This window comes from Neoroseomonas terrae (assembly GCF_018129025.1).
In the GTDB taxonomy this organism is placed as follows: Bacteria; Pseudomonadota; Alphaproteobacteria; order Acetobacterales; family Acetobacteraceae; genus Neoroseomonas; species Neoroseomonas terrae.
In genome coordinates, this window is record NZ_JAAEDI010000021.1 from 86,935 (window position 1) to 110,477 (window position 23,543).

General features: G+C 70.3%; 18 protein-coding genes and 1 pseudogene. 13 read left to right on the forward strand and 6 right to left on the reverse strand.

What is annotated here, in order from left to right:
• Nucleotides 1-86: 86 nt before the first annotated feature.
• The gene (locus GXW78_RS19350) at nt 87-923 is read right to left on the reverse strand and encodes a hypothetical protein (protein WP_211870539.1); all 837 of its coding nucleotides are present in this window, start codon (nt 921-923) and stop codon (nt 87-89) included.
• 230 nt (nt 924-1,153) lie between these two features.
• Between GXW78_RS19350 and GXW78_RS19355 the strand changes: the two genes are divergently transcribed.
• The 3 genes from GXW78_RS19355 to GXW78_RS19365 all read left to right on the forward strand — a co-directional run bounded on the left by GXW78_RS19355 (nt 1,154) and on the right by GXW78_RS19365 (nt 7,084).
• Entirely contained in the window at nt 1,154-3,685 is a 2,532-nt protein-coding gene (locus GXW78_RS19355) for a glycosyltransferase (RefSeq protein WP_211870540.1), read from the forward strand.
• A gap of 373 nt (nt 3,686-4,058) precedes the next feature.
• On the forward strand, nt 4,059-4,619 hold the full coding sequence (locus GXW78_RS19360) for a hypothetical protein (protein WP_211870541.1): 561 nt from the start codon (nt 4,059-4,061) through the stop codon (nt 4,617-4,619).
• A gap of 5 nt (nt 4,620-4,624) precedes the next feature.
• Nucleotides 4,625-7,084, forward strand: a complete 2,460-nt coding sequence (locus tag GXW78_RS19365) for a glycosyltransferase (protein ID WP_211870542.1) — start codon at nt 4,625-4,627, stop codon at nt 7,082-7,084.
• 4 nt (nt 7,085-7,088) lie between these two features.
• Here the strand turns inward: GXW78_RS19365 and GXW78_RS19370 are convergent, their stop codons facing one another.
• From GXW78_RS19370 to GXW78_RS19380, 3 genes are all read right to left on the reverse strand, one after another.
• Nucleotides 7,089-8,984 (reverse strand): AMP-binding protein, encoded by a 1,896-nt coding sequence (locus GXW78_RS19370; protein ID WP_211870543.1) that lies wholly within the window; start codon nt 8,982-8,984, stop codon nt 7,089-7,091.
• Between the two features lie 131 nt (nt 8,985-9,115).
• Nucleotides 9,116-10,858, reverse strand: a complete 1,743-nt coding sequence (locus GXW78_RS19375; RefSeq protein ID WP_211870544.1) for an MFS transporter — start codon at nt 10,856-10,858, stop codon at nt 9,116-9,118.
• A 214-nt stretch (nt 10,859-11,072) separates the two neighbouring features.
• Complete coding sequence (locus GXW78_RS19380; RefSeq protein WP_211870545.1) at nt 11,073-11,885, reverse strand: ferredoxin--NADP reductase; 813 nt, start codon at nt 11,883-11,885, stop codon at nt 11,073-11,075.
• A 90-nt stretch (nt 11,886-11,975) separates the two neighbouring features.
• On the opposite strand from GXW78_RS19380, the gene GXW78_RS19385 reads away from it, so the two are divergent.
• The 6 genes from GXW78_RS19385 (at nt 11,976) to GXW78_RS19410 (ending at nt 16,739) form a co-directional block, all read left to right on the forward strand.
• A complete protein-coding gene (locus tag GXW78_RS19385) occupies nt 11,976-12,695 on the forward strand; it encodes a GNAT family N-acetyltransferase (protein ID WP_211870546.1) in 720 nt (239 codons plus the stop codon).
• A 68-nt stretch (nt 12,696-12,763) separates the two neighbouring features.
• Nucleotides 12,764-12,919 carry a hypothetical protein gene (locus GXW78_RS19390; RefSeq protein WP_211870547.1) on the forward strand — a complete coding sequence of 52 codons (156 nt, stop codon included), beginning with the start codon at nt 12,764-12,766 and terminating at the stop codon, nt 12,917-12,919.
• Between the two features lie 132 nt (nt 12,920-13,051).
• Nucleotides 13,052-14,431 (forward strand): esterase-like activity of phytase family protein, encoded by a 1,380-nt coding sequence (locus GXW78_RS19395; RefSeq protein WP_211870548.1) that lies wholly within the window; start codon nt 13,052-13,054, stop codon nt 14,429-14,431.
• A gap of 214 nt (nt 14,432-14,645) precedes the next feature.
• Nucleotides 14,646-15,836 (forward strand): amidase, encoded by a 1,191-nt coding sequence (locus GXW78_RS19400; protein WP_211870549.1) that lies wholly within the window; start codon nt 14,646-14,648, stop codon nt 15,834-15,836.
• Complete coding sequence (locus GXW78_RS19405; RefSeq protein WP_211870550.1) at nt 15,833-16,357, forward strand: GNAT family N-acetyltransferase; 525 nt, start codon at nt 15,833-15,835, stop codon at nt 16,355-16,357. The genes GXW78_RS19400 and GXW78_RS19405 overlap by 4 nt, the downstream gene beginning before the upstream one ends.
• A 64-nt stretch (nt 16,358-16,421) precedes the next feature.
• On the forward strand, nt 16,422-16,739 hold the full coding sequence (locus GXW78_RS19410; RefSeq protein WP_211870551.1) for a hypothetical protein: 318 nt from the start codon (nt 16,422-16,424) through the stop codon (nt 16,737-16,739).
• Between the two features lie 159 nt (nt 16,740-16,898).
• Here GXW78_RS19410 and GXW78_RS19415 read toward each other — a convergent pair whose 3' ends face one another.
• A complete protein-coding gene (locus GXW78_RS19415) occupies nt 16,899-17,318 on the reverse strand; it encodes an ester cyclase (protein WP_211870552.1) in 420 nt (139 codons plus the stop codon).
• A gap of 84 nt (nt 17,319-17,402) precedes the next feature.
• Nucleotides 17,403-17,774 carry a hypothetical protein gene (locus tag GXW78_RS19420; protein WP_211870553.1) on the reverse strand — a complete coding sequence of 124 codons (372 nt, stop codon included), beginning with the start codon at nt 17,772-17,774 and terminating at the stop codon, nt 17,403-17,405.
• A gap of 46 nt (nt 17,775-17,820) precedes the next feature.
• On the opposite strand from GXW78_RS19420, the gene GXW78_RS19425 reads away from it, so the two are divergent.
• The 4 genes and pseudogenes from GXW78_RS19425 to GXW78_RS19440 all read left to right on the forward strand — a co-directional run.
• Nucleotides 17,821-18,753, forward strand: coding sequence for an ArsR/SmtB family transcription factor (locus tag GXW78_RS19425; RefSeq protein WP_211870554.1), 933 nt, complete (start codon nt 17,821-17,823; stop codon nt 18,751-18,753).
• Nucleotides 18,754-18,764: 11 nt separating this feature from the next.
• A complete protein-coding gene (metH, locus tag GXW78_RS19430; protein ID WP_211870555.1) occupies nt 18,765-22,256 on the forward strand; it encodes a methionine synthase in 3,492 nt (1,163 codons plus the stop codon).
• A 23-nt stretch (nt 22,257-22,279) separates the two neighbouring features.
• Complete coding sequence (locus GXW78_RS19435; protein ID WP_211870556.1) at nt 22,280-23,182, forward strand: cation diffusion facilitator family transporter; 903 nt, start codon at nt 22,280-22,282, stop codon at nt 23,180-23,182.
• Nucleotides 23,179-23,543: pseudogene (locus tag GXW78_RS19440) on the forward strand (hypothetical protein); the annotation flags it as partial. The gene GXW78_RS19435 and the pseudogene GXW78_RS19440, both read left to right, overlap by 4 nt.

The window sequence follows — 23,543 nt, forward strand, 5'->3', positions numbered from 1 at the left end:
ACCCTGCGCAGCGCACTCGGCCGCGTGATGCGACCAGGCGTTCATGCTAGTCGCCCGGCCCCGCGGGGGACAAGCTGGCGGCGCTGCTACCAGCGGGGGCCGCGTGGCTCCGCGAGCCTCGCCAGCGCCGGGGCCACGTAGGCCGCGACTTCATCGTAGTTGCTGATCAGGCGGCGCTTGTCGGGCGCGGTCGGCCGCATGCGGATCGGTCCGAACAGCCCCGCCGCCGCGTCGGCGTCGAGCCCGAGCGCGTCCCCGAGCTTCTCGACGGCCGCAGGCGCGATCCGGTCCCCGTCGATGAAGTGCGGATAGGTCAGTTCGATGCAGCGCCGGTTGCCGCGGAAGGCCTCGCGCACCAGTTCCCGCGTACGGGCGACCGGCAGCACGTAGTGCAGCGCCCGCTCAGGGTCGAGCACGATGGGCGCTTCCTCCCGCGCCGCGATGTCCTGGTCGGTGTGATAGAGGTTGCGGGTCTGCGCGATGATGTTGCTGGCGAAACAGGCCAGGATATCCTCGCGGACCAGATGCACCACGAGGAAGCCGCGGGCGCGGAAATAGCCCATCAGGAAGTTCCGCCACGGCAGCCCAACCGGATAGGTCCACAGCGGCGATAAAACGCCGAGATTGTCGTACATCACGTCGAAGTGCAGCCAGTCGCGGTCGATTGCCGCGTGCAGCCCGGCGAAGTAGTCGTCGAGGAAGGCGGTCATCTCCTCCTGCGAGAAGCCGAAATCCGGGCGGGCGCCGAGATGCGCCGCCCAGGCGCGGGTCACGCTCGACACCGGGTTGTTCGGCAGGAATATCTCGTAGACCGAGCGCACCAGCGCGCCGGCGTTGAGCGACTGCGCGAAAGCCTTTGTGCCGCTGCGCTGGGTGGCGATGGTGACGACGGTCCGCGCGGCGAGGGGCTCCGGCAGGGTCAACAGGTCTTCTCCCGAGGTGGTGAATGCTCTCGTCCGCGCCGGCCGCCGGTCACGCATGGGACAGCCGCGCCGGACGCAGGGGCCGCAGGATCGCACGCCGCGTGCAGCGGCGAAAGCCGCCGACGCCGTGCTTAGGGGTAGGCGCCAGCCGGCCCATCCCGCATAGTCCGGCCCGTTGTGCGGTGCATCAGGACCCGCGCGGAGCAGCAGCAGGGGAACAGGGTCGGCGCGTGGCAAGGACCGTCGTCCATCTGAGCACGACCGCCGGTGGCGGGGCGGGGCGGGCGGGACGGCGGGCGCATCTCGCCGCGCGGCAGGCCGGCCTGCTCTCCGCCTTCGCCTTCACCGACGGTTCCGCCACCGCGCCCGACGACGTCGTGCTGCGCCCCGTGCCCGCCGAGGACCCGGGCGAGGCCGCGCTGGCGGCCGTGCTGCGGGACCGGGTGCAGTGGGGCGTGGTGCAGACCGCCCGCTCCGATGCCGGCAACACGCTGTTCTCCATCGCCCATCCCGGCCTGGCCGTGGACCGGCAGGCGCTGGTCGCGGCGGCCGACATCCTGCACCTGCACTGGACCTCCTGGTCGGTCCAGCCGGCGACACTAAGGCGGTGGCTAACCGAAGGCCGGGCCGTGGTCTGGACGCTGCACGACCTCTGGCCGATGACCGGCGGCTGCCACTACCCGGCGGGCTGCGAGCAGTACCGCACCGCCTGCCTGACCTGCCCGCAGCTCCATGATCCCTGGTCCCTGGCACCCAATGCCTTCGCCGAGAAGCGCGCCGCCTGGTCGGCCCCCGGCCCGCTGATCGTCGCGCCCTCGCGCTGGATGGCGGAGCGCGCGGCGGAAAGCGCGATCCTCGGCGGCTGCCGCATCGCCGTTGTCCCGAACGCGATCGAGACGGAGCATTTCGCGCCGCGCGCCGATCGACAGGCGTTACGCGCCGCCTTCGGCATCGGCCCGGCGGATCTGCTGCTGGTGCTCGGCGCCTACGACAATCGCGAACACCGCAAGGGCGGCGCGCTGCTGGTCGAGGCGCTGCGCCGGCTGCACGAGGATGGCCGCCTCGCCGCCGCACTGCCGCCCGGTGCCCGGGTGGCGCTGGCCGGCTTCGGCCGCTCGCCGCTGCCGGCCTGGGAAGGATTGACCACCCTGGCCTTCGGCGAGGTCACCGAGGACGCCGTGCTCTGCGACATCCTGGGCGCGGCCGACCTCGCCTGCATTCCCTCGCTCGAGGACAATTACCCGAACATCGCGCTGGAGGCGCTCGCCTGCGGCACGCCCTGCCTCGCCACGCCGGTCGGGGGGCTCCCGGAAATGGTGCGCGAGGGCAGCAGCGGTCTCATTGCCGCCGCCGCCGACCCGGATGCGCTGGCCGAGGCGCTGCTGCGCTTCGTCACTAGCCACCATCGCGATGCCGGCCTGCGCGCCGGCGCCCGCGCGCAGGTGGAGGCCGAGAACGCCCTTCCGGTAATCGGCGCGCAGCTTGCCGAGTTGTACGAATCCGTCGCCGCCCCGCGCCGCCTGCCGCCGCCGAACGCCGCCGCCCATGCGCGCGCCGTCCACGCCTTCGGCCAGGCGCCGGTCGCTGTCTGCGCCCGGCCGGCCGCGCCCTTCCTCCGCTTTCCGGCCAACATCCTGCTGCGCAAGGAAGGTGGCCCGGCCGTTGCCATGATCGAGGCCCCCCCCGACCCGCCGACCCGCACCGGCATGCGGCTGCTCGCCCTGCATACGATCCACGGCCATCACGGTGCGCGATCCGGCCCCTATCAGTTCCTGCGCCATCTGCCCGAAGGCATCGCGGCTGAGATCCGCGCCACGCCGCTAGGCGCCGGGCTCGCCGGCCCGCAGGCCGAGACCTACCGCGCCTGGGGCCGGCTGCTCGGGGCCGTGCCCTTCGGCCAGCAGGGCAACGCCTGGCTTGCCGAGGCCGAGCTGCTTGCCGCCTGCGCCGCGACGCCGACCGACGTAATCCACGCCATCGACGGCGAACTCGCCCTGTCGCTGCTGCCGCGGCTTCCGGCGCACCTTTTCGCCGGCGCCCGGCGACCCGCCATGGCGGCGACGTTCCACCAGCCGCCGGCGTTGCTCACCGGCATGGTGAACGCCGCGCTGCTCACGCGGCTCGATGCCATCATTCTGCTTTGCGAGGCGCAGCGCGAGGCCATGCCCGCGGCCGTGGACCCCGCCCGGGTCCACATCCTCCCCCACGGCATCGACAGCGGCTTCTTCACCCCGGGTCCGCGTGCAGCCGGGCCGGGTTTCCGCCTCCTCATGGTCGGCCACTGGCTGCGCGACCACGCCGCCGCCTTCGCGGCGCTCCACCTGCTGCGCGGGGCCGGGCTCGACGCCAGCCTGCGCCTGATCACCCATGCGCCGCCCGGCGGCATCCCTCCCGGCGTGACGGTCGAGGCCGGGCTGACCGACGAAGCGCTGCGCCAGGCTTATCGCGATGCCGACGCGCTGCTGCTGCCGCTGACGGATGCAACGGCCAACAACGCCATCCTCGAAGCCATGGCCTGCGGACGGCCGATCGTGACGACCGATGTCGGCGGCGTGGCGGAGATGACGGCCGGCGCCGCGCTCCTGGCGCCTCAGGGCGATGCGCGGGCGCTGGCCGACGCGGTGCTCGGCCTTGCGGCCGATGCGGGGCGGGCCGGGGCAATAAGCGTGGCGGCGCGGGTGCGGGCGGAGGCGTTGGACTGGCGGCATGTCGCGGCGGGGCATGCGCGCGTGTACGCGGCACTGGCCGCGGGGGGGCGGTGATGCGCGACGGGCGATCGGAGAGGGGCGTCGCCCCTCTCCGGACCTCTCCCCACCAAAGGCCGAAAGGCCTTTGGAAACCTCCATTTGCCGCCCGGCGAGGCGGTGTGGCTGTCGTGGGTGACGCCAACCGGGCCCGGCGCGGGGAATGGGGTTCAATCTCTTGCATCTCCGTGAGTACCACCATTCGCGAAGCCGACACCTGGCACCAGGCCCTGCGGAGACGTGATTCCCGCGCTGCGGCCCCAATGCGCAGGTGCTCGTCTCGCGCCTCCGTTCGCCCGTGTCGCCAGGCGCCATGTCAAGGTTTCCAAAGGCCTTTCGGCCTTTGGTGGGGTGGGGTTCGGGGAGGGGCAAGGCCCCTCACCGTCTGCCCGTGACCGGTCTCCTCGTCCTCCCGCCCGCCTCCTGGCGCCCTGCCGCAGCAGGCGTCGCCGCCACCTTCCGCCCACCTGTCACGGGTGGCTTCGCTGTCATTGCCGCCGGCTGGCCGGAGCCCGGCGACGCCCGGCTCATCGCCTCCGACGCGCCTCCCACGCCGTTCCGGCCCTTCGCGGCGGCCGCCTTCTGCGCGGCCACCGCCGAGGAAGGTGCGGTCTTCACCATCGAGGCGCCGGCACCGCCGTCGCAATGCCGGGTGCTGTTCGTGCCGCGCCCGCACAACTCGCCGTCCCTAGCGCTCCTCGCCCCGCGGGCCGTTCGCAGCCCGGCGCACGGGCACGCCTACGATCTCGATGCCGGACGAGCGAGGGTCGGGACTTCGCTGGCGGCGCAGGAGATCGACACCGCGCTCGGCATCGCGGCGGAGATGCTGCTCGCGGCGCGGGATGCCGAGGCGACGCGGCAGGCCGTCATTGCCATCCTCGCGCATCTCGCGCGGTATCCGCTGGCGCGCAGCCCGGCGCTCGGCGCCTTCGCCGCCGCTCTTGTCGAATAGGTTCCATGGCCCTCGTCATTCTCGACCCCAACCTCGAAGGCGAAGCCGGGCACCACCTGGCCTACGACATGGCGATCGCGCGGGAAGCGATGGCACGCGGGGAGGCAGTGTCGATCGTCGCCAACCGGCGGTTCACCACCGCGGCGATCGACGGCGTGCGGTTCCTGCCGCATTTCTCCACGAGCACCTATGCCGAGCTGCACCCCGACCCGGTCACGGGCGCGGCGGATGACTGGCGGTTGCTCAACGACCTGTTGCAGTCGGAACTCGCGCTGCTGCCGCGCAGCGAGTTCCGGCCCGGCGACGCGGTGCTGGTGCCGACGGCGACCGAGAATCATCTCGCCGGCTACATCGGCTGGATGAAGGGCTTCGATCCGCTGGAGGCGCCGCTTTTCTTGCTGCACCTGATGTTTTCCTCAGGCGTCACGGTGGACGCCGAGGGAAGGCAGGTGGTCGAGGAGCCGCTCCGCGCGCTGTTCTACCGCCTGGCCGAGCGGGCGGCGCTGGAGGCCGGGCCGCCGGTCCATCTGTTCGCCAGCGGCGGGCAGCATGCGGCGGAATTCAGCGCGCTGTTCGGTCGCCCGGTGCCGGCGCATCCGCTGCCGATCTGCCCGCAACCCGGTCCCGACCACCCGGAGCCGCTGCGGCGGGCGCTGCTGTTCGCGGGGGATGCGCGGGTGGACAAGGGCGTGGCGCTGCTGCCCGACCTGATCCCGCGCCTCGCCAGCGAGCATCCGGACTGGCGGCTGGTCGCGCATGTGAACGGCAACTCGGCGTGGGGCGAGGCACGGGCAGCCGTCGCCGCGCTGCAGGCTCTGCCCGAGCATTGGCCCGCGCTTGAACTCGCCGGCGGACGGCTCGCGCGGGATGATTACCGTGCCCTGACGCGGGACGTGGGGATCGCGCTGTTCCCCTATGATCCGGTGCTGTACCGGCGGAAATCCTCGGGCGTGCTGTGGGAGGCGATCAGCCTCGGCACGCCGGTCGTCGTCCCCGCCGGCACCTGGCTGGAGAACGAGGCGCGCTACTGGGGTGCTGGCCATGTCGCCTATGACGGCGACAGCGCCGAGGCGATCGCAGCCGCCTTTGCCACCGCTCTGCCTCGCATCGGGGAGTTGTCGGCGCTGTCGGCAGAAGCCGGCAGGCGGTATCGGGCGGCGAACGGCGCCGGCGCCCTGATGGACCAGATCGCCGGGCTTTGGGTGCGCCAGAAAGCCGCGGCGAGCCTTGTCGCCCGGCCGGCGACGATGGCCGTCGACCTGGCGCGGCTCGACGGCGGCTGGCACCGCATGGAGCAGGTCGAGGGTCGCCCGGCGCGCTGGGCGACGCAGGAGCCCGTCATCGCCTTCGATTGGCCCTTCGATATGCCGTGGCAGCTCGACCTCACCCTTCTGTCCTTCTTCGGCGCCGAGCAGTTGGACCGCACCGAGGTTCGTTCCGGTGACCAGCCCATTGCCGTGACGTGGCAGCGGGAAGGTCGCGGCGCGCGCCTGACGCTGCGCGGACCGGGGCCGGGGCGGGCGAGGCCGCGCATCGACCTGCGGCTGCGCCTGCCCTTCACCTACCGGCCGCAGAATGAGGCCCGGGATCTGGGCGTGTTGGTCGGGGACATGCAGGTGGGTCCTGCGCCGGGCAGCGGCGGCGCGAACGACGCCACGGCGCTGCCGGCGATGCGCGTCGATGGCATGGCGGCGGCTGGCGGCGGGTGGGCGGTGGCAACGGGCATCGGCGGCGAGCTGATGGCCATGCCGGACCGTCCCTGCCTGGTCGCCTTCCGCCTGCGCTGCGACCCGGCGTCTCCGCCGCCGGAGGTGAGGGTGCACCTCGCCGGCGCTACGGCGGCGCTGCCGCTGTCGGCGGAAGCCGGCGGGTGTTGGCTCGGTACCGTCACGCTGCCGCCGGCGCTGCTGCGCGCGGGGGGCGAGCGGATGCGCTGGAACCTCCAGGCTGAGCCCGTCGATGGGCAGGCGGTGACGCTGCTCTCGGCCGAGGTCTCCGTGCTGGCCGGCACGACGCGGCCGGCTGCCGCGGCCGGGATGGCGTTGCCCTCGCCGGCGCCCGAACCACCCCTGACCGGGCCGCGCTTGCGGTGGGACCTGTCGGAGGGCGTCGGGCCGGTGGAAGGGCCGTTCGCGGAACTGGGCGTGCCCGCCGGCGTTCGCTGGATCGTGGCCCGCACGGCGCAGCTTGCCGTGGAGACGAATGCCGCGGGACCGGCGCGGCTGACGCTGCGCTATCGCTGCCTGCTGCCGCGCCTGGGCATGCGCGTCACGCTGGATGGCGGTGCGACGAGCCTCGTCGATATCGAGGGCGGCGGTTTGCGGCAGGCGGGCGAGATCGAGCTGGACGTCACGCTGCGCGGGGGGATGAACGAGATCGCGCTGGCCTTCGATGGCGCGGTGCGGGAACCGGGCACGGGGCGCGACCTCGTGCTGTTGATCGAGCAGGCGCGGTTCGGCACTTGAGAACTTACCGCATCGCCCCCTTCAGCACCGTTCCCACCTCCTCGAGGATGGTTGGGTCGTCGATCGTCGGCGGTACGGCGTAGTCGTCGCCATCGGCGATCCGGCGCAGCGTCGCGCGCAGGATCTTGCCGGAGCGGGTCTTCGGCAGGCGGATGACGACGCGGGCTTCCTTGAAGGCCGCGACCGGGCCGATGCGGTCGCGGACCATGGCGACCAGCTCGCGGCCGATCTCCGCTTCGGCCTTCGTCACGCCGGATTTCAGCACGACCAGGCCGAGCGGCACCTGCCCCTTCAGCGTATCGCGCACGCCGACCACGGCGCATTCGGCAACATCGGGATGCGCGGCGAGCACTTCCTCCATCGCGCCGGTGGACAGGCGATGGCCCGCGACGTTGATGATGTCGTCGGTGCGGCTCATCACCCAGACATAGCCGTCCTCATCGATCAACCCGGCATCGGCGGTCGAGTAGTGGCCCGGGAAGGCCGAGAGATACGCCTCGCGGAAGCGGTCGTCGGCGTGGAACAGCGTCGGCAGGGATGATGGCGGCAGGGGCAGCCGAACGGCGAGGGAGCCGATCTGGCCGGGCGGGACTTCCCGGTTCGCCTCGTCCAGCACGACGACGTCGTATCCCGGCGCCGGCTTGCCGCCGGAACCCGGCTTCGTCGGGAACAGGCCGAGGCCGCGGAAATTGCCGGTGATGGTCCAGCCCGTCTCGGTCTGCCACCAATGGTCGACGACCGGCTTGCCGAGCAGGCGCTGCGACCAGGTGACGGTGTCCGGGTCGCAGCGCTCGCCGGCGAGGTACAGCGCGTCCAGTCGAGACAGGTCGTGGCGCCGCATCAGCGCGCCGTCCGGGTCTTCCTTCTTGATGGCGCGGATCGCGGTCGGCGCGGTGAACAGCACCTTCACGCCATGCTGCGCGCAGACGCGCCAGAAGGTGCCGGCATCGGGTGTGCCGACCGGCTTGCCCTCGAACAGCACAGTCGTGCAGCCGGCGAGCAGCGGCGCGTAGACGATGTAGGAATGGCCGACGACCCAGCCGACATCGGAGGCCGCCCAGAACACGTCGCCGGGCCCGACGCCGTAGACCAGGGACATGGAGTTGTGCAGCGCGACCGCGTGGCCGCCATTGTCGCGCAGGATTCCCTTCGGCGCCCCGGTCGTGCCGGAGGTGTAGAGGATGTAGAGCGTGTCCGTCGCCTCGACGGGGACGCACGGGTGTGGCGCGGCTGCGTCCATCGCGGCGAGCAGATCGGCATCGCGACCGGGCGTCAGCGCGCAGGGGTGTTCGGCGCGCTGCAGGATCAGCACCGCATCCGGCTTGTGTGGCGATAGGCCGATCGCGGCGTCGATCAGCGGCTTGTAGGCGACGACGCGGCCGGGTTCGAGCCCGCAGGACGCGGTGACGATCGCCTTCGGCGTCGCATCGGCGATGCGGGTGGCGAGCTCGGCCGCCGCGAAGCCGCCGAACACCACCGAATGCACGGCACCGAGACGCGCGCAAGCGAGCATGGCGATGGCCGCTTCCGGCACCATCGGCATGTAGACGATGACGCGATCGCCCTTGGCCACGCCGCGTGCCGCCAGCGCGCCGGCCAGCCGCGCGACGCGGTCGAGCAGGTCGGCATAGGTGATGGTCTCGACGCGCCCGGTCATCGGGCTGTCCCAGATGATGGCGGGCTGCAGCCCACGGCCGGCGGCGACGTGACGGTCGACGGCGTTGTGGCAGGTGTTCAGCTGCCCGCCGGGAAACCAGCGGCCATAGACGCCGAGGGAGGGATCGAAGATGCGCGCGGGCGGCGTGTCCCAATCGATGCCGCGTGCGGCGGCGGCCCAGTAGCCCTCCGGGTCGCGGCGCCAATCCGCGATGGTCGCATCGTAGCCTGCGGCGGCATCCATGGCGGCGTTTCCTGTCGTTGTCATCCCCGTCCCGCCGAGCCTGGACCGGCCGGCGCCGGGCAGGCAAGGGCCGGCAAAGAAAGGGGCGGCGCCGGTTGCCCGGCGCCGCCCCCTTCACGTCCGCACGGCCATCAATGCCGGACGGTGTCGCCTGCGTAGATGTCGCGATCCTTCGTCTCGGGTACGAAGAAGATGCCGATCACGACAGTCATCAGCGCGATGACGATCGGGTACCAAAGGCCGAAATAGACGTCGCCCGTCTGCGCGATCATGGCGAAGGCCGTCGCGGGCAGCAGCCCGCCGAACCAGCCATTGCCGATGTGATAGGGCAGCGACATCGAGGTGTAGCGGATGCGCGTGGGGAACAGTTCCACCAGTGCCGCCGCAATCGGGCCGTAGACCATGGTCACGTAGATGACGAGCAAAGTCAGTACGCCGATCAGGACGGCCGGTTGTTCGCGGAAGATGTCGAAGGGGTTCGACATCCGGACCACCGACGGGTTGGCCGCCGCCGGATAGCCGGCGGCCGTCAGCGCCGCGGACACCTGGCGGTTGAAGGCCGCCGCCGCGGGCCCGCGCTCGGCGGGAGCCATGTTACGCAGCTGCGGCGCCTCGATCATCGTGTTGTTGATCCGCACGCCGGCGCCGGCGCGCCCCGCCGCCTCCTCGACCGAATAGTTTACCGACGCGCGGGCCAGGGCGGCCTTGGCGATGTCGCAGGCATTGGTGAACTGCGCCGTGCCGGTCGGGTTGAACTGGAAGGAGCAAGTGGACCGATCCACGACAACCTGTACGGGGATGGTCTGGTGTGCGCGGTGCAGGTCCGGATTGGCTTCCGCGCTCAGCAGCTTGAACAGCGGGAAGTAGGTTAGCGCCGCGATCAGGCAGCCGCCGAGGATGATCGGCTTGCGGCCGATCTTGTCGGACAGCCAGCCGAAGAACACGAAGCCGCCCGAACCGAGCAGCAGCGACCAGGCGATCAGCATATTGGTGGTGAAGCTGTCCACCTTCAGCACCTGGCCGAGGAAGAACAGCGCGTAGAACTGGCCCGTGTACCAGACGACCGCCTGGCCGGCGACGAGGCCGAGCAGCGCGAACAGCGCGATCTTCGCATTCTTCCACTGGAAGAAGGCTTCCGTCAGCGGCGCCTTGGAATGCGTCCCTTCCGCCTTCATGCGCTGGAAGGCCGGGCTCTCCTCCATCTGGAGCCGGATCCAGACCGAGATGCCGAGCAGCAGGACGGACACCAGGAACGGAATGCGCCAGCCCCAGGCGGCGAAGGCCTCGGGGCCCAGCGCGATCTGGGTGAACAGGATCACGAGCAGCGAGAGGAACAGACCGGCCGTCGCCGTGACCTGGATGAAGGAGGTGTAGAAGCCGCGCCGGCCCTGAGGCGCATGTTCCGCCACATAGGTCGCCGCGCCGCCGTACTCGCCGCCTAGGGCGAGCCCCTGGAGCATGCGCAGGAGAATGAGGATGACCGCGGCCGAGATGCCGATGCTCGCGGAGGTGGGCAGGATGCCGACCAGGAAGGTCGAGGTGCCCATGATCACTATGGTGATGAGGAAGGTGTACTTCCGCCCCACCAGGTCGCCCAGCCGGCCGAACACCAGAGCCCCGAAGGGCCGCACCAGGAAGCCGGCGGCGAAGGCCAGCAGCGCGAAGATGTTGCGCGTAGCCTCGTTGAACATTGGCTGCCCGTCAGCGCCGAGCGGATTGAAGAAGTTCGCGCCGATCACCGCCGCCAGCGAACCGAACAGATAGAAGTCGTACCATTCGAACACGGTGCCGAGAGAGGATGCGATGATGACCTTGCGCTCCTCCCTCGTCATGGGACGAACGGCTTCGTCAGCCTTCATCGTCGCGGAGCTCATGGACTTCCCCCTCCGGCTTTGCCGGCCTTGTGTCGTTGTGCCGGTCTCGACCCAAGCCACACGCGCCGGCCCCGATCGACGAATCCAACCGGTTAATTGCGCCCAAAGCCATGGCCCAACGCAAGCATCAGCTTTTCCGCCGCGCGATTTTCGCACGGGCGATGCTGCGAGAGCGCAGGGTACCGGGGATTGAGGGACGGAAGCGGCCCCTCGATTACTTGGTTACGAAGGCCTTTTCGAGCACGTAAGTACCCGGCGCGTGGTTCGAGCCTTCCTGGAAGCCGCGTGCCTCGAGGATCGCCTTCATGTCGCGGTTCATCGCTTCCGACCCGCAGAGCATGACCCGGTCATGCGCCGGATCGAGCCCCGGCAGGCCGAGATCGGCGAAGAGGCGGCCGGACTCGATGAGGGTGGTGACACGGCCCTGGTGGTGGAACGGCTCACGCGTCAGGGAGGGATAGTAGACGAGCTTCCCGGCGACGATCTCGCCGAGGAACTCATGCGCCGGCAGTTCGGTCTCGAACAGGGCGCGATGCGCCAGTTCCCTGGCCTCGCGCACCGTATGGACGACGACGACCTTCTCGTAGCGGTCATAGACGTCGGGTTCGCGCGCCAGCGACAGGAAGGGCGCGAGCCCCGTTCCGGTCGCCAGCAGCCACAGCGTCCGGCCGGGCAGCAGGTTGTCGGTGACCAGCGTTCCGGTCGGCTTCCGGCCGATCAGCACGATATCGCCCACCGCGACATGCTGCAGCCGCGAGGTGAGAGGGCCCTCCTGCACCTTGATCGAGAGGAATTCCAGTTCCTCGTCCCATGTCGGGCTCGCCATGGAGTAGGCGCGAACCAGCGGCTTGCCGTTCACCATCAGTCCGATCATCGCGAATTCGCCTGCGCGGAAGCGAAACGCCGTGTCCCGCGTGCAGCGGAACGAGAATTGTCGGTCGGTCCAGTGATGCACCCAGGTCACGCGCTCCCCGAAGAAGGCAGGGGGAATGGCGGGCGCGGCAGTGGGCATGGCGGCATCGTTCATGACAGGGATGTTGTGCTGCGCTGCGGCAATCTGTGCAACAGGAATGCCACCATCTTGTGCCGCGGCTGACGCGCGGCTTTCCTGCCCGCCATGCAGGACCTGCCCCCGGGGATCCCCGCCGATCCCGAGACCACCCCGCCCGTCGGCCCTCGCGTCGATGTCACGCCTCGCCCGCTGCCGCCGCGCGTGCCGCATCGCGGTGTGTCGGTGGATCTGGAGCCCCTTCATGTGCGCCACGCGCCCGAGTTGTTTCTCGCCGCGCAGGGCCAGCCGGGCGACGATTCCTGGGCATATATGGGTTACGGCCCCTTCGCCGCCGAGGCCGCCATGCGCAGCCACGTCGGCGCGATGGCATCGGCGCACGACCCGATGGCCTGGGCCGTCCGGCCCCATGTGACGGGCACCGCCGACGGCTGGCTGACGCTGATGGAGATCTTCCCGTCGAGCGCGCATATCGAGATCGGCAACATCTGGTTCTCGCCCCGCATGCAGCGGTCCCGCGCGGCGACCGAGGCGATGTTCCTGCTGATGCGCCATGCGATGGACGAGCTCGGCTATCGCCGCCTGACCTGGAAGTGCAACGCGCTCAACATGCCGTCCCGCCGCGCCGCCGATCGTCTCGGCTTCACCTATGAGGGTACGCTGCGCAACGTGCTGGTGGTGAAGGGCCGTAGGCGCGACACCGCTTGGTTCTCCATCCTCGATGAGGAATGGCCGGCCCGCCGGGACGCCATCGCCGCCTGGCTGGACGCGGCCAACTGGGGGGCAGACGGCAGGCCGAAGCGGAGCCTCGCGACCTTCCGCGCGTGATTTCGTGGAATGGCGGCCGCATTTCCGCTACATGACGGGATGGAAACGCTGAGCGGGAGGAAACCGCCATGGCCGACCCGTCACTCGGTGAGATCGTTAGCTGGGCCTTCATCCTCGGCACGATCGTTTTTGTCGTCGCGCAGCGGCTCGGTGCGGGCCCGGCCGTGGTGGCGGCGATGCTGGTCGCGCTGGGCACCAAGGCCGCGCTGCTGAACCTGAACTGAGGTCACGGCGCGGGGGAGCTCCCCGGCATGCCGATCGCCGCCTGAACACTGTCCCGCCACTGCCGCCGCAGCGTCACACCGATGTAATCCACGCGCGCTACCCCCGCGCCGCTTTTGCATTTCGGGGGTTCCATGCGCCGACTTCTTCTCGCCACTGCCATACTGGCCGCCGGTCCGGCCCTGGCCGACCAGCGCTTCGAGGCGACGCTCGCCGGCCACGCCGTGCTGCCGGCGGCGACCTTCGTCGCGCCCCCTGAGGGCGCGCCGCCGGGCTTCGCCGTTTCCGGCCGCTTCACGGGCGCCGGCAATGTCCGCAACGAGCAGGTCGGCAGCGCGCCGGGCGATACCGGCCCGGCCTATGGCAGCCGCCGCACGGGGCTCTCGCTGCCCTTCAACGGCCAGCCGGTGCAGGGCTTCTCGGGCATCAAGCCCGTCGCCAACGAACCGGGCGCCTATTGGGTGCTGACCGACAACGGCTTCGGCAACCGCCGCAACAGCGCCGACGCGCTGCTGATGTTCCACAAGGTGCGGCCGGACTTCCGCACCGGCCAGGTGACCGTCGAGCGCACCATCTTCCTGTCCGACCCGAACCGGGTGATTCCCTTCCCGATCGTGACAGACGCGACGCCGACCCGCGTGCTGACCGGCGCGGATTTCGACCCGGAATCCATCCAGCCCATGGCCGATGGCAGCTTCTGGATCGGCGAGGAGTTCGGACCCTTCCTGATCCATGTCGATGCGCAGGGGCGCGTGCAGCGCGTCGTCGAGACGATGCTCGACGGCCAGCCGCTGCGCTCGCCAGACAACCCCGCCTTCTCGATCCCGGCGACACCGACGCAGGGCGTGCCGTTCCGCGTGCGTCGCTCGGGCGGGTATGAGGGCATGGCCGCCTCGCCGGACGGGTCGCGGCTCTATGCCCTGCTCGAACAGCCGCTCTACGCCCCGAATTCCGACCAGGCCGAGGGCGCCTTCCTCCGCATGCTGGAATTCGACACGGCCCGCGCTGCCTGGACCGGCCGCACCATGCGCTATCGCCTTGAGCCCGGTGCGACGGCGATCGGCGACTTCAACATGATCGACGACCGCCGCGCGCTGATCATCGAGCGTGACAACGGGGAGGGCGATCCGGGCCTCGCCTGCGCGCAGGGCCAGACCTCCAGCGCCGAGCGCCCCTGCACGCCGGCCCCGGCGCGGCATAAGCGCATCTACCTGGTCGACCTCGGCGACGTTGATGCGGACGGCTTCGTGCGCAAGATCGGCCATATCGACCTGATGGCCATCCGGGACCCGAACGGCGTCGCGCGGCAGCGTGGGGACCGGCCGGCCAATGCGCCGAACGACCGCTTCACCTTCCCGTTCTTCACCATCGAGGACGTGGCGATGGTCGATGCCGACCACATCATTGTCGCCAACGACAACAACCTGCCGTTCAGCGCCGGCCGCCACCTGACGCGCGCCGACGACAATGAGTTCATCCTGCTGCGCGTGCCGGAATTCCTGCGCGCCCGCTGACCGGGACGGCATCGTATCGGGCGGCCCTCCGCCCGGTACGTGCCACAGCGCGGTCGCGTGGGCGGCCACAGCCGGCGATCGCCGGCATCGGCCGACGTGCATGACGTGACCGCATCGAACATTGTGATCCTCCGTGGATGCGGCAGCGCCTCTCTCCGGTTGTCAGCGCGGCACGGCTGCTTCACCCTTACGTGACCAGCGACGGGGGATACACATGACGGACGATCCGGTGGGCGCCTTCGTGCCCGGCACGCGGGTGCAGCGCGCCGGCGCCGCAACCGGACCGCTCGTTGGCTTCTCCTTCGCGGTCAAGGATCTGTATGACATCGCCGGCGATGTTACCGGCTACGGCAATCCGGACTGGGCCCGGACGCATGGGCCTGCGACCGGCGACGCGGTCGTCGTCACCGCGCTGCTCGAGGCCGGCGCGCGGCTCGCCGGCAAGACCAAGACGGTCGAACTCGCCTATGGCCTGACCGGGGAGAATGTCTGGTACGGCACGCCGACCAACCCGGCGGCGCCGGACCGGTTCCCGGGCGGTTCGTCCTGCGGCTCGGCGGCGGCGGTCGCGGCCGGGCTGGTCGACATCGCCATGGGCTCCGACACCGGCGGGTCCGTGCGAATTCCCGCCTCCTATTGCGGCATCTACGGCATCCGGCCGTCCTGGGGCGCGGTCAGCCTGACCGGTGCCTGTCCGCTCGGTCCGGCTTTCGACACCGCCGGCTGGTTTGCCGCCACGGCCGGGATGTTGCGCCGCGCCGGGGACGTGCTGCTGCCGCCCGCCGGCACCGTGGCGGCCACGGGGCCGCTGCTGAAGGTTCAGGACGCCTGGGTCAATGCCGAGCCCGCGACGGCTGCTGCCCTCGCCCCGGCGCTGGCCGCCGCGGAGCGCCTGTGCGGCCCGGCGCTGCCTATCCATCTGGCGCCCGAAGGGCTTGGCGCATTGTACGAGGGCTTCCGCTGCGCCCAGGCCGCTGAGGCCTGGACGAGCCTCGGCCCCTGGATCGAGGCGACGGGCCCGAGCTTCAGCCCGGCGGTGAGGGACCGTTTCGCCGCGGCGAAGGCGATGGACCCCGCCAAGGTCGCCGCCGGCCGTGCGCTGCGCCGGGTGATTCAGGCCCGCCTGGGCGCGCTACTGGCCGGCGGGGCGGTGCTGGTCTATCCGACATCCCCGATGCCGGCGCCGCTGCTGAGCGCGAGCCCGGCCGACCAGAATGCGGTGCGGGAGAAGACCATGGGTGTGACGGCAATCGCGGGCCTCGGCGGCCTGCCCGAGGTGACGCTGCCTGCCGGCCGGGTGCAGGGTGCGCCGGTTGGGCTGTCGCTTGTCGGCGCGCCGGGCACCGACCAGTCGTTGCTCGCCCTCGCCGTGGCGCTCGCCCGCGCCGCCGGGTTGCCCGCATGACCGCGCAGCTGCGCGACGCCACCTCGGCCGATATCCCGGCGATCGCCGCGATCTACGCTCACCACGTCCTGCACGGCACCGGCACGTTCGAGGAAGTGCCGCCGGACGACGCCGAGATGGCCGACCGCATCGCGAAGGTGCAGGCGGCGGGCTGCGCCTGTCTGGTGGCCGAGCAGGACGGGCTGGTGCTCGGCTTCGGCTACTTCGCGCCGTTCCGCGGGCGTGCCGCCTATCGCTTCACCGCGGAAGACTCGATTTACGTCCGCGACGACATTCGCGGCCAGGGCGTGGGCAAGGCGCTGGTGGCCGAGCTCCTCGCGCGGGCGGAGGCCATGGGCATCCGCCAGATGGTCGCCGTGATCGGCGATTCCGAGAATGTCGGCTCGATCGGGCTGCACGTCTCGCTGGGCTTCCGCCAGGTTGGCGTGCTGAAGGCCGTGGGGATGAAGTTCGGCCGCTGGGTCGACGTGGTGCAGATGCAGAAGGCGCTGGGCGAGGGCGACCGCACCCTGCCTTCCTGAGCCGCGTTGCGTGGCGCGTCGCAGCCCACCATCTAAGGATGGAGCGCGACGGAGACATCGACCCATGCCCGCGACCGACCCCAAGGCATTCATCGAGCGGGCGATGCTCGATCCACCCTCCGTCTTCGCGACGCCGGAGGCGGTGCTGGCGGAGGATAGGCTGAGCAAGCAGCAGAAGATCGAGATCCTGCGTCGCTGGATGAATGATGCGGCGAGCGTGTCGGTCGCCGTGGAGGAAGGCATGCCCGGCAACGAGGACGCGCTGGCGCGGCGGGTCGTCCTGGCCTTGCAGCAGATCGCGGGCCCGCTCGACCTCGAGCATTCTGGACCGAACAAGCAGCGCGGCCTGCCGCGCGACGCCGTCGAGCCCGACGGCGGCTAACCATCCGGCGGGCGTGTAGAGTTACCATCACGTCGTCGGCAAGCGCGGCCTCGACCGCTGCGCGCTTCTGGCCGCTGGGTCGATGTCGTGCAGATGCAGAAGGCGCTGGGGGAAGGGGAAAGGACCCTGCCCCCTGGCTGACAGGCGCCGCGCCGCGGATCAGGCCGCCCAGCCGAGTTCCCGCATGGCCCAGCCGGCATTCCAGACCTTGGTCATGTGCCGGATACGGCCATCCTGGAACTGCATCGCATAGACATAGTCCGTGTCGGTGTGCTTGCCGGTCGGCGCCATCGGACCGCCCGGGCCCGTATGCGTGCCGTGAAACGTCGCGACGGCCACGACGCAGTCCTGCGCCGCGTCCGTGACGAAGGCCTTCAGCGTGTAGCGGCCATCCGGGATGAACCCGATCAGCCCCTGCATCCAGTCGCAGTAGTCGCGCAGGCTGCGCGTGTCGGCCAGCGGTTCGGCCTGTGCGGCGAAACTGGCGTCGGGGTGGCAATGGGCGGCGCAGGCGGCCCAGCCCTTGCCGGCCTCACAGGCCTCGAAGAACGCGGTTGCGGTCTCGGTGATCGATGCCATGGCGCGTCTCCCTTTCGGAGCGGGCGCAGGAGCCGTCTCCTGCGGCCATCGGCATCCTGGCAGCGAATTCGATACGATGGGCGATTATCCGGGTGCGACGCGGAAGCGCGAGGCCGTCAACGGGTCGTGCGCCAAGGCGTACTCGACCTCCGCGCGGCCGGCCGGCGACGCGCCCACGACCAGGACGCGCTCGAACCAGCCGCTGCGGCCGCGCACCCGGCTCTGGAACAGCCGGTCGAGCGCTATGGCAGCGCCGCTGCGCCCGGCGCAGCAGGCGCATCCCACGGCGTGGTTGACGGTCGGCAGGAAGCTGTCGATGACCAGGGCGGCGGTGCCGGCAGGCGGTTCTCCCTCGGCGAGCACGGCCGCGGGCCGGGCGGCGGCGAGCGCACCCGCCAGCGCCTCGGCGTCGGGGAGCACGGTCAGCGGTATCCGGGCGTCGATCGACCAGGCCATGATGTGCTGGACATAAGGATATCTTTATGACTATGTCCAGCCCATCATGGATGAGCTGCTCACCCAACTTCGCGCAGCGGCCGAGCCAACCCGGCTTCGCCTGCTCGCGCTCTGCGCGCGCGGCGCTTGGTGCGTGTCGGATCTGGTGGCGATCCTCGGGCAATCCCAGCCGCGGCTATCGCGCCACCTGAAGCTGCTGGTCGAGGCCGGGCTTCTCGCACGCACGCCCGAAGGCGCCAATGCCTGGTTCCAGGTGCCGCCGGAGGCCGACCTCGCGCGCCAGATCCTGGCACGGCTGCCGGAGGACGATCTGCTGCTCGCCGCCGATCGTCGTGCCGCCGCCCGGCTGGCCGCCGAGCGCGCGCGCGCGGCCTCGGATTCCTTCCGCCGTCACGGCGCCGATTGGGACGAGATGCGCGCGCTGGACCTGCCCGGCGCCGAGATCGAGGCGGCACTGTTGGATGCGCTGCCGGCGCAGGTCGGCCGGCTGCTGGATATCGGCTGCGGCACGGGCGGGCTGCTGGAGCGGCTGGCGTCGCGCATCGAGGAAGGGCTGGGCGTCGATGCCTCCCGCGACATGCTCGCGCTGGCGCGGACCCGGCTCGCCGAGCGCGGCGTGCCGCATGTCGCGGTGCGGCAGGCCGATATGTACCGGCTGCCGCTCGCCGATGGATCCTTCGACGCGGTCACGTTGCAGATGGTGCTGCATTATGCCGAGGACCCTGCCGCGGCGCTGACCGAAGCCGGGCGCGTGCTGAAGCCGGGTGGCGTGCTGCTCCTGGTCGACCTCGCGCCGCATGACCGCGCCGATCTGCTTGGCGCCCACGCGCATCGCTGGCCGGGCTTCGACGATGCCGAGATTGCGGGCTGGCTCGGTGCGACCGGCTGCGTGCCGGCGCGCAGCCTGACGATTCCGGGCGCGCTGCCCGTCCGCCTCTGGGTCGCGGAACGCAAGACCCATCCTGCTTTGACCGCCTGAGGCTGTTGTCCATGTCCCGTCCCCACCTGCTCGATGCCCTGCGCGACCGCGTGCTTCTGTGTGACGGCGGCATGGGCAGCCGCGTGCAGGTGATGGACCTCGACGTCGATCGCGACTTCTGGGGGAAGGAGAACTGCACGGACGTGCTGGTGCTGTCGCGCCCGGATGTCGTGCGGGAGATCCATCGCGGCTATTACGAGGCCGGCGCCGACATGGTGCTGACCAACACCTTCGGCGGATCGCCGGTCACGCTCGGCGAGTTCGAGCTGGAGGATCGCGCCTTCGAGCTCAACAAGAACGCCGTTGAGATCGCGCGCGAGGCGGCGGAGAGTTTTGCTGATGGCCGGCACCGCTGGGTGATCGGCGACATAGGCCCGGGGACGAAGCTGCCGAGCCTCGGCAATATCGCGTATGACGCGCTGGAAGCGGCGCTGCTCGTGCAATGCCGCGGCCTGATCGCCGGCGGTGCCGACGCGCTGCTGACCGAGACGAACCAGGACACGCTGTTCATCAAGGCCGCCGTCAACGCCGCGAAGATCGCGAAGGCGGAAGCGAAGTCCGACGTCCCGGTCTTCGTGCAGGTGACGGTCGAGACGACCGGCACGCTGCTGGTCGGCCCGGATATCGGCGCGGCGGCGGCGGTGGTGCATTCGCTCGACGTGCCGCTGATCGGGCTGAACTGCGCGACGGGGCCGCAGGAGATGGCGGAACATGTCCGCTTCCTGTCGCAGAACTGGCCGGGATTCGTCTCCTGCCAGCCCAATGCGGGGCTGCCGGAACTGGTCGATGGCAAGACTCATTACCCGCTGGGCGCGGCGGAACTCGCCAGCTGGATGGAACGCTTCGTCACCGAGGATGGCGTGAACCTGATCGGCGGTTGCTGCGGCACCTCCACGCCGCATATCCAGGCGCTGGATGCGATGCTGCGGAAGCTCGGCGGCGGCGCGCATCGCCCGGCGCCGGTCGCGCGGAAGTCGTTCTGGGTGCCGTCGGTCGCCTCGCTCTACACCGCCGTGCCGCTGCGCCAGGAGAATGCGTATTTCTCCATCGGCGAACGCTGCAACGCCAACGGGTCCAAGGCGTGGCGGGAACGCCAGGCGGCCGGCGACTGGGATGGCTGCGTCGCGATGGGGCGCGAGCAGGTGGGGGAGGGGTCGAACTCCCTCGACATCTGCACCGCCTTCGTCGGCCGCGACGAGATGGCCGAGATGAACGAGGTCATCAAGCGGTTCACCTCGTCGGTGAACGCGCCGCTGGTCATCGATTCCACCGAGACGCCGGTGATCGAGGCCGCGCTGAAGCTGCATGGCGGCAAGCCGATCATCAACTCCATCAACTTCGAGGATGGCGAGGGCCATGCGACGGATCGCATGATCCTAGCGAAGAAGTTCGGCGCCGCAGTCATCGCCCTGACGATCGACGAAGTCGGCATGGCGAAGACCGCCGAGGACAAGCTGCGCATCGCGACGCGGCTGGTGGAATTCGCCTGTGACATGCATGGGATGCCGCAGTCGGACCTGCTGATCGATCCGCTGACCTTCACCATCGCGACGGGCAATGAGGACGACCGCAAGCTCGGCCAGTGGACGCTGGAAGGCATCCGCGCGATCCGGGAGAAGTTCCCGGACATCCAGATCATCCTGGGCCTGTCGAACATCTCCTTCGGCCTGAACCCCGCCGCACGGCATGTGCTGAACTCGGTGTTCCTCGATCATGCGGTGAAGGCCGGCATGACCGGCGCCATCGTGCATGTGTCGAAGATCAAGCCGCTGCACCTGATCCCGCCCGAGGAGGTGCAGGTCGCCGAGGACCTGATCTTCGACCGCCGCCGCGAGGACTACGACCCGCTGCAGAAGATGCTGGAGATCTTCTCCGGCCGGAAGGCGGCCGACAGCACCAAGAAGGTCCGAGCCGAGACGGTCGAAGGCCGGCTCAAGGACCGCATCGTCGATGGCGACCGCAAGGGGCTGGACGACGAGTTGGCCGATGCGCTCGCCAAGGGCATCGCGCCGCTGTCGATCATCAACGACGTGCTGCTGGACGGCATGAAGGTGGTGGGCGAGCTGTTCGGCGCCGGCAAGATGCAGCTGCCCTTCGTGCTCCAATCCGCGGAGACGATGAAGGCCGCCGTCGCCTATCTCGAACCCCACATGGAACGCATCGCGGGGCAGGAGAAGGGGACGATCGTGCTCGCCACCGTGAAGGGTGACGTGCACGACATCGGCAAGAACCTCGTCGACATCATCCTGACGAACAACGGCTATCGCGTGGTGAACCTCGGCATCAAGGTGCCGCTGGCCGACATGGTCGCCGCCGCGAAGGAGCACCGCGCGCATGCCATCGGCATGTCCGGCCTGCTGGTGAAGTCCACCGTGGTGATGCGCGAGAATCTCGAGGAGATGTCACGCCAGAACCTCGACATTCCGGTGATGCTCGGCGGGGCTGCGCTGACCCGGAACTATGTCGAGGAGGATTGCGTGAAGTCCTATGCCTCGGGCCGCGTCGCCTATGCGCGCGATGCCTTCGACGGGCTGCACCTGATGGACAAGGTCGTCGGCAACGGCTTCGACGACTACCTGGCCGCGTTGCAGGCGAAGCGCGTCGGCAAGTCGCGCAACGAACGCCGCACGCTTGGCACGGCGGATCCGCGCGGCTTCGCGCCGGTGGACGTCAACACCGTCCAGACCCGCCGCCGCCGCGTGAACACCGAGACGAAGACGCCCGCCCCGCCCTTCTGGGGCGCCCGCGTCATCGAGGCCGCGCCCAAGGCCATCGTGCCCTTCATCAACGAGCGCAGCCTGTACCAGTTCCAGTGGGGCTTCCGGAAACAGGGCCGCTCGCTGGAGGATTTCCTCGGCTGGGCGAAGCAGGAGCTGCGCCCGGTGCTGCAACGCATGCTGCGCATCACCGGCGAGCAGAACATCCTCCGGCCCCAGGCCATCTACGGCTACTGGAAATGCGCGGGGCAGGGCAACGACCTGATCCTGTTCGAGGAAGATGGTGTGACCGAAGCCACCCGCTTCACCCTGCCGCGCCAGCCGAAGGAAGACGGCGAGTGCATCGCCGATTTCGTGACCGACGTGGATGACGGCCGCGACGTGATCGGCCTGCAGGTCGTGACCGTGGGCCAGAAGGCGTCCGACGTCGCGCGGGAATGGTTCGAGGAGAACCGCTACCAGGACTACCTCTACCTCCACGGCCTGTCGGTCGAGATGGCCGAGGCCATGGCCGAATACGTCCACAAGCGCATCCGCGCCGAATGGGGCTTCGCGGGTGAGGATGACCGCGACATGGACAGGATGCTCCAGCAGGGCTACCGCGGCGGCCGCTACTCCTTCGGCTACCCGGCCTGCCCGCGGCTGGAGGACCAGGTGCCGCTGCTGAAGCTGCTCGGCGCCGATCGGATCGGCGTCACGATCAGCGACGAATGGCAGCTCCACCCCGAGCAATCGACCAGCGCCATCGTCCTGCATCACCCGCGCGCGAAGTACTTCTCCGTCTAGGCGGGGGCGGGTAAACCCCGCCTATGGTGGAAGGCAGGTTGAATCGGGCGGCGACGCTGGCCATCGGCAGCGTCGTGGTGTCGCTGGCGGTGCTCGCGCTGAAGACGCTCGCCTGGTGGCTGACCGGGTCGGTCGCGCTGCTGGCCGATGCGCTGGAGAGCATCGTCAATGTCGGCGCCGCCATCGCGGCGCTGGTCGCCGTCACCTATTCCGCCCTGCCGGCCGACGACAACCATCCTTATGGTCACGCCAAGGCGGAGTATTTCTCCGCCGTGCTGGAAGGCGCGCTGATCATCGTCGCGGCGCTGCTGATCCTGAACGAATCCTGGAAGGCGTTCCTGGCCCCGCGCGCCCCCGAGCAGGCCGGGCTCGGCCTTGCCATTTCGGCCTTCGCCAGCGCGCTGAATGCCGGCTGGGCGACACTGCTGATGCGCCGGGGCCGGGCCATGCGGTCCCCGGCGCTGATGGCGGATGCGCGCCATCTCTGGTCGGACGTCATCACCTCGATCGGCGTCATCATCGGCGTTGGGCTCGTGGCCATGACGGGCCTTCTCTGGCTCGATCCGCTGGTCGCGGCACTGACGGCGCTGAACATCCTGTTCTCCGGCTTCCGGCTGGTGCGCGAAAGCGTCGGAGGGCTGATGGACGAGGCAGTGGCGCCGGCGACCATGGAGCGTATCCGCGCCATCGTCGCCGAACAGGCGGAAGGCGCGCTGGAGGCGCATGACCTCCGGTCCCGCCACGCCGGCCGCTTCACCTTCCTGGAATTCCACCTGGTCGTGCCGGGCGCGATGACCGTGCGCGAATCTCACGACATCTGCGACCGGATCGAGGCCGCGCTGAAGGCTGAGTTGCAGACCGCGATCATCACCATCCATGTCGAGCCGGAGGGCAAGGCCAAGCAGAAGGGCGTGCCTGTCCTGTGACCGCGGGGCCGCGCCGCCGCGCCCGCCCGGACCGCGAGCCGATGCTGGACGTGGCGCCGGGCGGCGGCACGGAAGGTCGCGCAGCGCTGGCGCGGCCGGGCCGCGCCGCATTCCGGCGCGCGGTCACCGTCACAGGCTCGGCCGCACTCCACGCCGCGGCACTTGCGGCGCTGGTCTTCTGGCCGATCAGCGACCCGGTGGAGGAACCGGGGCAGGTCGGCAGCGTCGCCCTGGTCTTCGCGGAAACGGTGGCCGAAGCCGGCGGGGGCGGGGTGCCGCCGGCACCACCCGCGCCGCCGGCGCCACCGACACCGCCCGCCCCGGCTGCGACGCCGGCGGCTCCACGGCCACCTTCGCCGCC

Bases quoted from the DNA above. Each gene is read 5' to 3' on its own strand.
- GXW78_RS19375 (WP_211870544.1), bottom strand. From the start codon at position 10,858: ATGAGCTCCGCGACGATGAAGGCTGACGAAGCCGTTCGTCCCATGACG.
- GXW78_RS19415 (WP_211870552.1), bottom strand. From the start codon at position 17,318: ATGGCATCGATCACCGAGACCGCAACCGCGTTCTTCGAGGCCTGTGAG.
- GXW78_RS19390 (WP_211870547.1), top strand. From the start codon at position 12,764: ATGGCCGACCCGTCACTCGGTGAGATCGTTAGCTGGGCCTTCATCCTC.
- GXW78_RS19420 (WP_211870553.1), bottom strand. From the start codon at position 17,774: ATGGCCTGGTCGATCGACGCCCGGATACCGCTGACCGTGCTCCCCGAC.
- GXW78_RS19395 (WP_211870548.1), top strand. From the start codon at position 13,052: ATGCGCCGACTTCTTCTCGCCACTGCCATACTGGCCGCCGGTCCGGCC.
- GXW78_RS19435 (WP_211870556.1), top strand. From the start codon at position 22,280: ATGGTGGAAGGCAGGTTGAATCGGGCGGCGACGCTGGCCATCGGCAGC.
- GXW78_RS19405 (WP_211870550.1), top strand. From the start codon at position 15,833: ATGACCGCGCAGCTGCGCGACGCCACCTCGGCCGATATCCCGGCGATC.
- GXW78_RS19425 (WP_211870554.1), top strand. From the start codon at position 17,821: ATGGATGAGCTGCTCACCCAACTTCGCGCAGCGGCCGAGCCAACCCGG.
- GXW78_RS19380 (WP_211870545.1), bottom strand. From the start codon at position 11,885: ATGAACGATGCCGCCATGCCCACTGCCGCGCCCGCCATTCCCCCTGCC.
- GXW78_RS19410 (WP_211870551.1), top strand. From the start codon at position 16,422: ATGCCCGCGACCGACCCCAAGGCATTCATCGAGCGGGCGATGCTCGAT.
- GXW78_RS19385 (WP_211870546.1), top strand. From the start codon at position 11,976: ATGCAGGACCTGCCCCCGGGGATCCCCGCCGATCCCGAGACCACCCCG.
- GXW78_RS19365 (WP_211870542.1), top strand. From the start codon at position 4,625: ATGGCCCTCGTCATTCTCGACCCCAACCTCGAAGGCGAAGCCGGGCAC.
- GXW78_RS19370 (WP_211870543.1), bottom strand. From the start codon at position 8,984: ATGGATGCCGCCGCAGGCTACGATGCGACCATCGCGGATTGGCGCCGC.
- GXW78_RS19400 (WP_211870549.1), top strand. From the start codon at position 14,646: ATGACGGACGATCCGGTGGGCGCCTTCGTGCCCGGCACGCGGGTGCAG.
- metH (WP_211870555.1), top strand. From the start codon at position 18,765: ATGTCCCGTCCCCACCTGCTCGATGCCCTGCGCGACCGCGTGCTTCTG.